General features: G+C 71.3%; 14 protein-coding genes. 8 read left to right on the top strand and 6 right to left on the bottom strand.

Annotated elements, in window-relative coordinates; all coding sequences use genetic code 11:
* The first annotated feature begins 111 nt into the window (after positions 1–111).
* Complete coding sequence (locus I2501_RS33750) at positions 112–723, top strand: HAD family hydrolase (RefSeq protein WP_236047497.1); 612 nt, start codon at positions 112–114, stop codon at positions 721–723.
* Between the two features lie 18 nt (positions 724–741).
* Here the strand turns inward: I2501_RS33750 and I2501_RS33745 are convergent, their stop codons facing one another.
* Positions 742–978: a hypothetical protein gene (locus I2501_RS33745; protein ID WP_196197351.1), complete on the bottom strand. Its 237-nt coding sequence runs from the start codon at positions 976–978 to the stop codon at positions 742–744.
* Positions 979–1,409: 431 nt separating this feature from the next.
* Between I2501_RS33745 and I2501_RS40850 the strand changes: the two genes are divergently transcribed.
* On the top strand, positions 1,410–1,793 hold the full coding sequence (locus I2501_RS40850; RefSeq protein ID WP_196197350.1) for a cold-shock protein: 384 nt from the start codon (positions 1,410–1,412) through the stop codon (positions 1,791–1,793).
* Between the two features lie 200 nt (positions 1,794–1,993).
* Here the strand turns inward: I2501_RS40850 and I2501_RS33735 are convergent, their stop codons facing one another.
* The 4 genes from I2501_RS33735 to I2501_RS33720 are packed head-to-tail and all read right to left on the bottom strand — an operon-like array spanning position 1,994 to position 5,582.
* The gene (locus I2501_RS33735) at positions 1,994–2,863 is read right to left on the bottom strand and encodes a 1,4-dihydroxy-6-naphthoate synthase (protein WP_196197349.1); all 870 of its coding nucleotides are present in this window, start codon (positions 2,861–2,863) and stop codon (positions 1,994–1,996) included.
* Entirely contained in the window at positions 2,860–3,603 is a 744-nt protein-coding gene (locus I2501_RS33730) for a futalosine hydrolase (protein WP_328806732.1), read from the bottom strand. The genes I2501_RS33735 and I2501_RS33730 overlap by 4 nt, the downstream gene beginning before the upstream one ends.
* Positions 3,573–4,100, bottom strand: a complete 528-nt coding sequence (locus I2501_RS33725) for a hypothetical protein (protein ID WP_196197348.1) — start codon at positions 4,098–4,100, stop codon at positions 3,573–3,575. Before I2501_RS33725 ends, I2501_RS33730 begins: the two co-directional genes overlap by 31 nt.
* Positions 4,101–4,127: 27 nt before the next feature.
* Positions 4,128–5,582 carry an MFS transporter gene (locus I2501_RS33720; RefSeq protein ID WP_236047496.1) on the bottom strand — a complete coding sequence of 485 codons (1,455 nt, stop codon included), beginning with the start codon at positions 5,580–5,582 and terminating at the stop codon, positions 4,128–4,130.
* Positions 5,583–5,793: 211 nt separating this feature from the next.
* Between I2501_RS33720 and I2501_RS33715 the strand changes: the two genes are divergently transcribed.
* Positions 5,794–6,720, top strand: coding sequence for a DUF3027 domain-containing protein (locus I2501_RS33715; RefSeq protein ID WP_196197347.1), 927 nt, complete (start codon positions 5,794–5,796; stop codon positions 6,718–6,720).
* Between the two features lie 132 nt (positions 6,721–6,852).
* Here I2501_RS33715 and I2501_RS33710 read toward each other — a convergent pair whose 3' ends face one another.
* Positions 6,853–7,299: a nucleoside deaminase gene (locus I2501_RS33710; RefSeq protein WP_236047494.1), complete on the bottom strand. Its 447-nt coding sequence runs from the start codon at positions 7,297–7,299 to the stop codon at positions 6,853–6,855.
* A gap of 68 nt (positions 7,300–7,367) precedes the next feature.
* On the opposite strand from I2501_RS33710, the gene I2501_RS33705 reads away from it, so the two are divergent.
* The 5 genes from I2501_RS33705 (at position 7,368) to I2501_RS33685 (ending at position 11,706) form a co-directional block, all read left to right on the top strand.
* Positions 7,368–8,825, top strand: a complete 1,458-nt coding sequence (locus I2501_RS33705; protein ID WP_196197346.1) for a menaquinone biosynthesis decarboxylase — start codon at positions 7,368–7,370, stop codon at positions 8,823–8,825.
* On the top strand, positions 8,825–9,724 hold the full coding sequence (gene mqnP / locus I2501_RS33700) for a menaquinone biosynthesis prenyltransferase MqnP (protein ID WP_196197345.1): 900 nt from the start codon (positions 8,825–8,827) through the stop codon (positions 9,722–9,724). The genes I2501_RS33705 and mqnP overlap by 1 nt, the downstream gene beginning before the upstream one ends.
* A gap of 11 nt (positions 9,725–9,735) precedes the next feature.
* A complete protein-coding gene (locus I2501_RS33695; RefSeq protein WP_268927013.1) occupies positions 9,736–10,431 on the top strand; it encodes an NAD(P)-binding domain-containing protein in 696 nt (231 codons plus the stop codon).
* 23 nt (positions 10,432–10,454) lie between these two features.
* Positions 10,455–11,108, top strand: coding sequence for a UbiX family flavin prenyltransferase (locus tag I2501_RS33690; protein ID WP_196197343.1), 654 nt, complete (start codon positions 10,455–10,457; stop codon positions 11,106–11,108).
* Between the two features lie 118 nt (positions 11,109–11,226).
* On the top strand, positions 11,227–11,706 hold the full coding sequence (locus tag I2501_RS33685; protein WP_196197342.1) for an Lrp/AsnC family transcriptional regulator: 480 nt from the start codon (positions 11,227–11,229) through the stop codon (positions 11,704–11,706).

The raw sequence follows: 11,706 nt of genomic DNA, 5'->3' as shown, positions 1-11,706 counted from the left end.
CCCTGGGCCGACCGGGGTGCGGCCGGCCCGGTTGCAGCTGACCGGTTTGAGGCTTTTGTCCAACCGTCAGAAGGAAGTATCACCCACGGACCGCCCGCATAGGGTGAGGGCATGACGACGCTGACGGTGGGATTCGACCTCGACATGACGCTGCTCGACACCCGGCCGGGGATCGCCCGCGCCTGGGAGATGCTCGCCGAGGAGACCGGCGTCCGGATCGACAGCGCCGTGGTCGTCTCCCGGCTCGGGCCGCCGGTCGAGATCGAGATGGCCCACTGGTTCCCCGCCGACGAGATCAAGGCCCGCTCCGACCGCTACCGGCAGCTCTACGCCGAGCACGGCGTCAAGGGCGTCACCCCGCTGCCCGGCGCGATCGAGTCGCTGGCCGCCGTCCGCGCGGCGGGCGGGCGGACGCTCGTGGTGACCGGCAAGCACACGCCGAACGCGCGGCTGAACCTGGACGCGCTCGGCATCGAGGTCGACGCGCTGCACGGTGACGTCTTCGCCTCGGCCAAGGCGGGTGCGCTGCGCGCCGAGGGGGCGAGCGTCTACGTCGGCGACCACCTCGGCGACATCGAGGGCGCGCGCCAGGCGGAGGCGGTCGCCGTCGGCGTCACCACCGGCCCGTACGACGCGGCCGCGCTCCGGGCAGCGGGCGCGGACGTGGTCCTGGCGGACCTGACCGGGTTCCCCGCGTGGCTGCAGGCGCACCTGCGCGGCTGAGCCGGTAGCGGGCCGGGGTCAGGCCGCCCGGCGCTGCGAGCGCGCGGAGCGGAACAGGCCGCCGAGGGCGACGGCGAAGCCGAGCGGCATCACCATGCACACGAAGTAGGCCGGGGTCGGCAGCCGGTGCAGCCCGAGGAAGAGCGGGGTCACGGTCGCGATGGTGGCGACCGCGCCGAGCGCGAAGAGGACCGCGCCGACGCGGACCAGGGCGTCGCCGGGCCTGGCGTCGGAGCGGGCGGAGTCAGTGTTCACGCATCAACGCTAACGGGTCGGCGGAGCATGCCGTCCGGCACGTCGTCCCTCATGCCCGACATCACGTCCGACATCACGTCCGACTCAGGTCCGACGTCACGCGGTACGCAACGTCGTAAGCAGCGGGTTAGCGGTGTGCCCTCCAGGGGTATGCACGTCACGCACGGGGACTGCGCGTACGCGCGCGGTGGAGGCCCGGAAGCAGCCGATCGCAGGAGGAGGTGCGCCATGACAGTCGTGCGGGTACGCCGCGGACAGGTCCGGTCGCAGGTGCCTCCGGCGGAGCAATCAGGTCGATCATTTCGCCATCGACCTGGAACAATGACGCGGCGCTAGTTCGCTTTCGCACGCAGCACCAGCGGCGGTCCGTTCCGAGGGACGCCGCGCCCCCTGTACGACTCACTCCGACTCACCACCGACGAGGTCTCCCCATGCCTACGGGCAAAGTGAAGTGGTTCAACTCAGAGAAGGGCTTCGGCTTCCTCTCCCGTGACGACGGCGGCGACGTCTTCGTGCACTCCAAGGCGCTGCCGGTCGGGGTGGAGTCGCTGAAGCCGGGCCAACGGGTCGAGTTCGGCGTGGTCGCCGGCCACCGGGGAGATCAGGCGCTGACGGTGACGCTGCTGGACGACGCCCCGAGCTTGGCCGCGGCGGCGCGGAAGAAGCCGGACGAGTTGGCGGCGATGGTGCAGGACCTCACCACGGTGCTGGAGAAGATCCTCCCGGGCCTCCAGAAGGGCCGCTACCCGGACAAGCCGGTGGGGAAGCGCGTCGCGACACTGCTGCACCACATCGCTGACCAGCTGGACGTCTGACCCGCTTTTTTCTTGACGGCTGACCCACAGTCACAGGCGGCGGGGAAGTTGCACTTCCTCAGGGGCGCGGGGAACTGCGCGAGCAACCACTAACGAGCGGATGGCCCTGCGTTCGGGGCTCTACCTGCGTCGGTGGCTTGTCGCGCAGTTCCCCGCGCCCCTGAATAGTGCAACCGGCTGCGGGAGCTTCGGTCAGCCGTTCACGCGGGGAAGCGCAGCTTCTCCTCCGGCACCGCGGGCACCAGACCCATCTCCGCCGCGCGACCGAGTAGCCCGTGGACCGCCGCGTAGCCCGCGTCTCCCAGGTCCGCAGTGAACTCGTTGACGTACAGCCCGATGTGCTGGTCAGCCACCGCCGGGTCCATCTCCTGAGCGTGCGCCAGCACGTACTCGCGCGAGGCCTCCGGCTCGGCCCAGGCCTGCTCGACGCTGGTGCGGATCGCCGTGGCCAGCTCCCGCAGGCGCGTCTCTCCCAGCGAGCGCTTCGCGATGATCGCGCCCAGCGGGATCGGGAGGCCCGTGGAGGACTCCCACGCCTCGCCCATGTCGGCCAGGCAGCGCAGGCCGTAGTTCTGGTACGTGAAGCGGGCCTCGTGGATCACCAGGCCGGCGTCGACCTTGCCGTCGCGGACCGCGGGCATGATCTCGTGGAACGGCATCACCACGACCTGGCCCAGCCCGCCAGGGACGGCCTCCGCCGCCCAGATGCGGAACAGCAGGTAGGCCGTGGAGCGCTCGCTCGGGACGGCGACCGTCTTGCCGCGCAGCGCCGCAGGGTCGGCGGGGGCCTCGGCGCCGGTGAGGACCAGCGGGCCGCAGCCACGGCCCAGCGCGCCGCCGCACGGCAGCAGGACGTAGTCGTCGAGGACCCACGGCAGCGCCGCGTAGGAGATCTTCAGTACGTCCAGCTCGCCGCGCTCGGCGAGGCCGTTGGTGATGTCGATGTCGGCGAAGGTGACCTCGGGCGGCACCGCGCCCTCGACCAGGCCGTGGGCCCAGGCGTGGAAGACGAAGGTGTCGTTCGGGCAGGGGGAGTACGCGATGGACAGAGCAGCGTCGGAAGAAGTCACGGAACCAGTGTCGCCCACGGCAGGTTGGCGAATGCACCCGCCAGGGCGTCCAGGGCCTCGCCGATGCGCCAGGCGGCGCGGTCACGCGGCCCGACGGCGTTGGAGACCGTGCGCAGCTCCAGCACCGGGACGTCGTGCCCGGCGGCGGCCTCGGCCAGCCCGAAACCCTCCATCGCCTCGGCGACGGCCCCGGGATGACGCTGCGCCAGCTCGGCGGCGCGCTCGGCGCTGCCGGTGACGGTGGAGACGGTGAGCACCGGCCCCTGCGCGGTCGGCAGGCCGTGCCCGCGCAGCGACGCCGCGACGGTGTCGGCGTGTCGCGTGGTGTGCCGGACCCGGCCGAAGCCGAGCGCGGTGACGTCGGCGAAGCCGTCCGGGGTCTGCGCGCCCAGGTCGGCGGCGACGATCGCGTCCGCGACGACGACGGAGCCCACCGGCGCGACGGGCGCGAACCCGCCCGCGATGCCCGCCGAGACGGCGAGACCGTAGGTGGAGGGAGCGAGGGCCAGCGCCGTGGCGGTCGCCGCCGCTGCGGCGGCCGGGCCGACGCCCGCGACCAGGACGTCCACCGGGCCGCACGCGGTCAGCGCGTAGCCGCCGGGAAGCGTCCGCTCGGTCGGACCGGCGTGCCCGAAGGCCTGCTGGACGCCACGCAACACCGCCGCCGCTTCGTGAGCGACGGCGGTGACGACGAGAACGCGGGACGCGGTCAGTTCGCGACCTTCAGCTGCAGCAGCCACACGCCGTAGATCTTGCCGTCCTTGTCCTGCTCCTTGACGATGAGCGGGCCGGACTTGTTGACGGTGGTCTGGCCGGTCTGCGGGTCCTGGGTGGTGAGCACCGAGGCGATCGACAGCGGGCCCGCGTAGGCGTTGGTGGTCTGCTGGACCAGCTCGGTGGTCGAGCCGGCGTTCCAGCCGTGGTCGGTGACCGGCTGGTCGACGTTGATGCCGAAGTTGCCGTTCTGCGACGGGACGATCGCGGTCGCCATGCTGTTGTTCTGCACCGCCTTGGAGACCGCGGCGGAGCAGGCGGCCTGCTGCTTGGCGGTCATCGCGTTGCCACCGTAGTAGCAGTCCTTGAGCGGCTGGACCTGGGTCCAGTGCGACCCGGCGACGATGGCGACGTTCGGAACCGGCTTGCCGGAACCGGAAACGAGGGGAATCGTGATGCCGAGCGTCGCGGCGCCCACGACGGCTACAGCTCCAAGGGCGGCGACACCGCGGTTAAGACTCATGGTGCTGAGGCTACCGTCCCCCGGGGATCACGCCACGTCGGGGGCTGGGCTCGTGTTCCGGGGACCGAGGGTCGCCCGGGTCCGCAGCGCCCAGACGAACGAGACCCCCACCAGCACCGAAGCGGTGATCATGCCGACCTCGCCGACCAGCGGCAGGACGATCCCGAGCCCGCCGCCGAGCACCCAGGTCAGCTGCATCAGCGTCTCCGACCGGGCGAACGCCGAGGTCCGGACGGTCTCCGGAACGTCGCGCTGGATCAGCGCGTCCAGGCCCACCTTGCCCAGGCACTGGGTGAGCCCGGAGACGAAGGCGAGCATCACGACCGTGAACGCCCCGTAGAACACCGCCCCGGCGAGGGAGGCGACCAGGGCCAGGGCGAGCATCAACGTGACGATCGTCTCAGGGCGGCGGGTGCGCAGCCATGCGCCCATCACCGTGCCGAGCGTGTTGCCGATGCCCAGCGCGGCCGCGACCAGGCCGAGGGAGACGGTCGCCGGCAGCCCGGCGAGCGGGTGCTCGCGGACGAGGAAGGCGAGGAAGAAGGTCAGGAATCCGAAGAGGCAGCGCAGCGTCCCCTCCGCGCCGAGCGCGAGGACGACGCCGGGGCCGACCGACCGCAGCCCGACCTTGTGCTTCTTCTCCGCCGACACCTCGTCACCCGGCTCCGCCACCTCCTCCGGCCCCGGCCCGGCGCCCGCTTCGGCGGACGGGTCGTGGGAGTGGAGGAGGGCGCGTTCCTCGCCCTTGTCGAGGTCGACCTGGTGCGGGAGGGAGAAGGCGAGTCCGGCACCGACGATGTAGACGATCAACGCCGCGCGCAGCGGCCAGTCCGGACCGATCAGGTGCAGCAGTGCGCCCACGGCACCGGCCAGGCCGGTGGCCAGCAGCCCGGCCAGGGAGACCCGCGAGTTGGCCTTCACCAGAGGAAGTTGCGGTGGTCGAAGGCGTGGCACGACGACGCTGCGGACCACGCCGTAGGCCTTGGACGCGACCAGGACGCCCAGCGCGAGCGGATAGATCTGCAGGCTGGCGCCCGCGATCGCGCCCGTCATCATCCACGCCAGCCCGGCGCGGACCAGCAGGCTGACGGCCATCGCCGCGCGGCGTCCGCTCGGGATCCGGTCCAGCATCGGCCCGATCACCGGCGCCAGCAGGACGAACGGCGCCATCGTGATCAGCAGGTAGAGGGCGACCCGGCCGCGTGCCTCGTGCGTCGGCACGGAGAAGAAGATGGTCGACGCCAGCGCGACGGTGATCATCATGTCGCCGGCGGAGTTCACCGCGTGCAGTTCGATCAGTTTCGCCAGGCCCGACTCGCCCGCGCCCTCGGCGGATGTGGCGCGGCGGATCCGACGTCCGGTCGCCTTGGTGAAGTCGCCGGTGCGCAGCGCGGCAGCCGACGTGAAACGGTGCACGGACGCCACCGCGCGCCGGGTCCTGCCCGTCACCACATCGGCCACACTTCCCATGGTGCCCGACATTTGTGGCAGCTCCGCGCACTTTGTTCCGGCGGGTTCCTGCCCTGAGGGGGACAGCGGGGCACCGCGTCCAGCAGAATAGGTGTCCGGAGACTTCTACCGTCTGAACGACCTACCGAGATCGCGCGCCACGGCAGTTCCACCGTTCTGCCGACGTGCTGCTGAGCCGGTGGTGGTGAAGCGGTGCGTACGGTTGGGAGAGAATCAGTTCGTGATGAGTGCTGCGACGACGACGCGAAGCCGTACCCCTGACCGCCAGTGCGCCGAGGCCGTGGAGTTCGCCCGGGGCGCCGCGGTCCAGGCTGCGGGCGAGTCCGCAGTAGGCGACCACCTCGGTGTCGACACCGACGGGGACCGGGTGGTCACGCACTTCTTCGCGACCCGGGAGCGTGCGTACAAGGGCTGGCGCTGGGCGGTGACGGTGACCCGCGCTGCGCGCAGCAAGCAGGTCACCCTCGACGAGACCGTGCTCCTTCCGGGCCCGGACGCGCTGGTCGCGCCGCAGTGGGTCCCGTGGAGCGAGCGGCTTCGGCCCGGCGACATGGGCCCCGGCGACCTGCTGCCCACCGAGTCGGACGACCTGCGGCTGGAACCGGGCTACTCCGGCGAGGACGAGCCCGCCCCGAACAGCGTCCTCGCCGAGGACCAGCTCTCCGGCCTCGCGGGCGAGGACGTCGCGGTCGAGCCCTCCGGCAAGGAGACGGCGGTCGCGCCGTCCAACGAACGCGCGGAGATCGGCGCGGTCGCGCAGGAGCTCGGCATGGGCCGGGCCCGGGTGCTCAGCCGACTCGGCCTCAACCTGGCCGCGGACCGCTGGGAGAAGGAGTACGGCGCGCACACGCCGATGGCGCAGGCCGCGCCCGCCTCGTGCGCGACGTGCGGCTTCCTGGTCCCGATCGCGGGCTCGCTGAGCCAGGCCTTCGGCATCTGCAGCAACGAGTTCGGTCCTGCGGACGGCAGGATCGTCTCCCTCGGCTACGGCTGCGGCGGCCACTCGGAGGCGGCGGTCATGCCCGCGCCCCAGGTCCCGGCCCCGCCGGTCCTGGACGAACTCAGCCTCGAACCCCTCCCGCTCCACCCGGACCGCGCCGGCGGCTCCGTCGAGGAGAGCACCCCGGCCGAGGAGCTCGGCCACAGCTGAGAGGTAGTTGCAACACCAGGGGCGCGAGGAACTGCGCGGCAAGCCACCCACGCAGGTAGAGCCCCGAACGCGCAGGGCCATCCGCCTGTCAGTGGTTTCTCGCGCCGTTCCCCGCGCCCCTGGTGTTGCAACTCATTCGCCGATGTCCTCGTGCCAGAGGACGGGGTTGCTCTCGATGAAGTCCGTCATCATTCGGACGCACGTCGGATCGTCCAGCAGGACGATCTCGACCCCGTGGGCGGCCAGCCACTCGTGCCCGCCGTGGAACGTCCTCGCCTCGCCGATGACGACACGCCCGATGCCGAACTGGCGGACCAGCCCGCTGCAGTACCAGCACGGCGAGAGCGTCGTCACCATCGTCGTCCGCGCGTAGCCGCGCCTGCGGCCCGCGTCGCGGAACGCCGAGGTCTCGGCGTGGAGGGAGGGGTCGCCGTCCTGGACACGGCGGTTGCGGCCACGCCCGAGCACCTCGCCGTCCGGGCCGTAGAGCGCCGCGCCGATGGGGATGCCGCCCTCCGCGAGGCCCGCGCGGGCCTCGTCGACGGCGGTGTCGAGCATGGCGTGGAAGTCGAGGTCCATGCGCCCACGATGGTCCCTACGACGCCCCCTGACGATCCGCGCCGCGCCGGTAACGGATACTGAGCGCTATGGCTTACGACGATCTACGGTCCTTCCTCCGGGCGCTGGAGCGCGAGGGCGACCTCAAGCGGATCAAGGTGGAGGTCGACCCGTACCTGGAGGTCGGGGAGATCGTCGACCGGGTGCAGAAGGCGAAGGGCCCGGCGCTGCTCTTCGAGAACGTCAAGGGCTCGGCGATGCCGCTGGCCATGAACGTCTTCGGCACCGAGCGCCGCCTCGCCAAGGCGCTGGGCCTGAAGTCCGCCGACGAGATCGGCGAGAAGATCGCCGGTCTGCTCAAGCCGGAGCTGCCGCACGGCTTCACCGGCGTCCGGGAGGCGTTCGGCAAGCTGGCCGGGATGACGCACGTCCCGCCGAAGAAGGTGAAGCCGGGGGAGGCCAAGGTCCAGGAGGTCGTGCTCACCGGCGACGACGTCGACCTGATGCAGCTGCCCGCGCTCTTCACCTGGCCCGAGGACGGCGGCTCGTTCTTCAACCTGGGCCTGACCCACACCAAGGACCCCGACTCCGGCGTCCGCAACCTCGGCCTCTACCGGCTGCAGCGGCACGACAAGCGCACCATCGGCATGCACTGGCAGATCCACAAGGACAGCCGCAACCACGCCGCGATCGCCGCCAAGCGCGGCGAGAAGCTGCCGGTCGCGATCGCGTTCGGCTGCCCGCCCGCGGTCACCTACGCCGCGACCGCGCCGCTGCCGGGTGACATCGACGAGTACCTCTTCGCGGGCTTCGTCGCGGGCGAGCGGGTCCGGATGGTCGACTGCAAGACCGTGCCGTTGCAGGTCCCGGCGGACGCCGAGGTCGTGCTGGAGGGCTGGCTGGACCCGGGCGTCATGCTGCCGGAGGGCCCGTTCGGCGACCACACCGGCTTCTACACGCCGCAGGAGCCGTTCCCCGCGCTGACGATCGACTGCGTCACCATGCGCCGTCGCCCGCTGCTCCAGTCCATCGTGGTCGGCCGCCCGCCGACCGAGGACGGGCCGCTGGGCAAGTTCACCGAGCGGTTCTTCCTGCCGCTGCTCAAGGTCATCGTCCCGGACATCGTGGACTACGACCTGCCCGAGGCGGGCGGCTTCCACAACTGCGTGATCGTCTCGATCGACAAGAAGTACCCGAAGCACGCGCAGAAGGTCATGCACGCGATCTGGGGCGCGCACATGATGTCGCTGACCAAGCTGATCGTGGTGGTGGACGCGGACTGCGACGTCCACGACTACCAGGAGGTCGCCTGGCGGGCGCTCGGCAACGTCGACTACAGCCGCGACCTGTCCGTCGTGGAGGGACCGGTCGACCACCTCGACCACGCCTCCTACCAGCAGTTCTGGGGCGGCAAGGCGGGTATCGACGCGACCCGCAAGCTGCCCGAGGAGGGCTACACCCGCGACGGCGGCTGGCCGGAGATGGTCCTCTCCGACCCGGCGACCGCCGCCCTGGTCGACACGCGCTGGAAGGAGTACGGGCTCTGATGACGACTGCTGTCGCGACTGCCGACGCCGGCAGAACCAAGGCGTTCCTGCGGCTGGTGATGATCGAGCACTCGGTCTTCGCGCTGCCCTTCGCCTACATCGCCGCGCTGACGGCGATGTTCCTCGCCAACGGGCGCGTGCACTGGGTGCAGCTGTTCCTGGTGACGCTGTGCATGGTCGGCCTGCGGACCTTCGCCATGGCGGCCAACCGGATCATCGACCGCGAGATCGACGCGCGCAATCCGCGCACCGCCGGACGCGAGCTGGTCACCGGCGCGGTCTCGATGCGGACCGCGTACACCGGCTCGGCGGTCGCGCTGGTGGTCTTCCTGACCGCCGCCGCGCTGCTCAACCCGCTCTGCCTGGCGCTGGCGCCCATCGCGGTGATCCCGATGGTCGTCTACCCCTACGGCAAGCGGTTCACCGACTTCCCGCACGCGATCCTCGGCCTGGCCCAGGCGATGGGCCCGATCGGGGCGTGGCTGGCGGTCACCGGCACCTGGTCCTGGCCCGCCTGCGTGCTGGGCCTCGCGGTCGGTGTCTGGATCGGCGGCTTCGACCTCATCTTCGCCTGCCAGGACGTGATGGCCGACCGCGCCGACGGCGTCCGCTCGGTCCCGGCCCGCTTCGGCGTCCCGGCCGCGCTGTACGGCGCGCGCGCCGCGCACCTGGTGACCATGCTGCTGCTCTGCTGGTACGCCTGGCTGTCGGGCGCGGGCTGGGCGTTCTGGATGGGCCTTGCGGTGGTCGCGGTGGCGTTCGTCTACGAGCACACCATCGTCCGCCCGCACGACCTGAGCCGTCTCAACCGGGCGTTCTTCCAGGTCAACGGCTTCGTCGGGATCTCGCTCTTCTGCTTCGCGCTGCTGGATCTCGCGCTGCGCGGGCTGACGCCGTAGCTGCCCGGTAACTGACGGAATATCACGAGCCCTCCCGTCGCTCACCCTCACCAGAGGCAGACGAGCAACGGGAGGGCTTCGTCATGAGCGACAACGGCATCGGCACCGACAACGGCATCGGCACCACGGCGGTCATCGGCACGGGCAACATCGGCGGGACGCTCGGCCGGGCCTTCGCCAGGGCAGGGCACGCGGTCGTGTTCGGGTCACGCAACCCCGGGGCGTCCGACGCGGCGGGCGACACCGGCGCGAAGGTCGCCACCGTGGCGGAGGCCGTGGCCGCCGCGGACACCGTCGTGCTGGCCATCCCGGCGGGCGACGTCGAGGCGTTCCTGCGCACCCACGCCGAGGCGCTGGCGGGCAAGCTGATCGTCGACGCGGCCAACCGGTTCCCGCAGCCCGTCCTGCACAGCGCCGACCTGGTCCGCGCGCTGGCCCCGGAGGCCCGCTACGCCCGCGCCTTCAACAACCAGACCTGGGAGACCTACGCCGACCCGCTCTGGGACGGCAAGCCGGGCAACCTCTTCTACACCGTCTTCGAGCAGTCCGACGCCCCGACGGTCGAGGCCCTGATCAGCGCCGTGGGCCACGTCCCCACCTTCGTCGGCCTGGGCCGCCCCGACCTGCTCGACGCGGCGATCTTCCTGCTACTGCCGTCCTTCGGCACCCTGGGCCGCCGGACCGGCATCCGCATCGTCCACGACTGACCCGAGCGGTTAGGGTCGATCATGTGAAGCAGGAAGCGCGGGAGCCATGGGTCGTCGGGGTGTCGGGGGCGTCCGGGACGCCGTACGCGGCGTCGGTGATCCGTGGGCTGCTGGAGGCGGGGGAGGCGGTCGACGTCGTCGTCAGCAGGGCCGCGCGGCTGACGATCATCGACGAGACCGGGATCGCGTTCCGGGACGCGCACTGGCGTGAGGATCTGCGCGAGTGGCTGGAGCGCCCGCTCGACCGAGGGAAGCCGCAGCCGTTCGACCTCGACGACGTGCGGTACTGGACCGCGGGTGACTTCGCGGCGGGGCCGTCCAGCGGCTCGTACCCCGCGAAGGGGATGATCGTGGTCCCGTGCAGCGCCGCCGCCGTCGCCGGGATCGCGATCGGGCTCAGCAAGGACCTGCTCCAGCGTGCCGCCAACGTCACGCTCAAGGAGCGCAGGCCGCTGGTGCTGTGCGTGCGCGAGAGCCCGCTCACCGGAGTGACGCTGCGTCAACTCGTAGAGCTGGACCAGCAAGGCGCGGTGGTGATCCCCGCCTCGCCCGGCTTCTACGCCGGGTCGGGAAGCGTGCAGCAGCTCGTGGACTTCGTGGGCGGGCGGGTGCTGGATTCGGTGAAGGTTCCGCACGCTCTCTACCGCCGCTGGGAGGGCGAGCTGGGGGCGACGTGATGGAGGTCACCTCGTCGGAGTATCTTCTTTGCGAACCGGGGGTCTTGTCGGCCTGGACTTTGGGATTCCGGATACTGTCGGCACGTTCCCCAACGATTGGAAGGCCAGGTTTCCCAGCATGGACGCGGTGGACAGGCAGCTCATTCAGGCGCTGCGCGAGAACGGGCGCGCCTCGTACGCCGAGCTGGGACGGCTTGTCGGGCTTTCGGGCCCCAGCGTCACGGACCGGATCAACCGGCTGGAACAGGCCGGCGTCATCACCGGGTACCGCGCGACGGTCAACCCGGCCTCGCTCGGCCTCGGCGTCACCGCGCTGATCGGCCTCCAGCTGACCGACGCGGCGGACCACGACGACGTCTCGCACCGGCTGCGCGACCTGCCCGAGATCGAGGACTGCTGGTTCATCGCCGGCGAGGACTCCTACATGCTCAAGGCCCGCGTCCCGGACGTCGACGGGCTGGAGTCGATCGTCAAACGCCTCTCCGGCACCAGGGGTGTAGCCCGCACGCGCACCACGGTCGTACTCTCCACCAAGTGGGAGAACCGCGCCGTCGAGCTCCCCGACCCCGAGGTGACCGCCGAGCAGCGGAAGGTGTGA

Origin of the sequence: Streptacidiphilus fuscans (assembly GCF_015690355.1) — a bacterium.
GTDB classification, from domain to species: domain Bacteria; phylum Actinomycetota; class Actinomycetes; order Streptomycetales; family Streptomycetaceae; genus Streptacidiphilus; species Streptacidiphilus fuscans.
This window is presented reverse-complemented; position numbering and strand designations above follow the sequence as displayed.

What these genes read in the sequence shown, in the direction of transcription:
- mqnP (WP_196197345.1), top strand. Translation starts at nt 8,825, where the DNA reads ATGACGACTGCTGTCGCGACTGCCGACGCCGGCAGAACCAAGGCGTTC.
- I2501_RS33720 (WP_236047496.1), bottom strand. Translation starts at nt 5,582, where the DNA reads ATGTCGGGCACCATGGGAAGTGTGGCCGATGTGGTGACGGGCAGGACC.
- I2501_RS33725 (WP_196197348.1), bottom strand. Translation starts at nt 4,100, where the DNA reads ATGAGTCTTAACCGCGGTGTCGCCGCCCTTGGAGCTGTAGCCGTCGTG.
- I2501_RS40850 (WP_196197350.1), top strand. Translation starts at nt 1,410, where the DNA reads ATGCCTACGGGCAAAGTGAAGTGGTTCAACTCAGAGAAGGGCTTCGGC.
- I2501_RS33705 (WP_196197346.1), top strand. Translation starts at nt 7,368, where the DNA reads ATGGCTTACGACGATCTACGGTCCTTCCTCCGGGCGCTGGAGCGCGAG.
- I2501_RS33715 (WP_196197347.1), top strand. Translation starts at nt 5,794, where the DNA reads ATGAGTGCTGCGACGACGACGCGAAGCCGTACCCCTGACCGCCAGTGC.
- I2501_RS33750 (WP_236047497.1), top strand. Translation starts at nt 112, where the DNA reads ATGACGACGCTGACGGTGGGATTCGACCTCGACATGACGCTGCTCGAC.
- I2501_RS33710 (WP_236047494.1), bottom strand. Translation starts at nt 7,299, where the DNA reads ATGGACCTCGACTTCCACGCCATGCTCGACACCGCCGTCGACGAGGCC.
- I2501_RS33685 (WP_196197342.1), top strand. Translation starts at nt 11,227, where the DNA reads ATGGACGCGGTGGACAGGCAGCTCATTCAGGCGCTGCGCGAGAACGGG.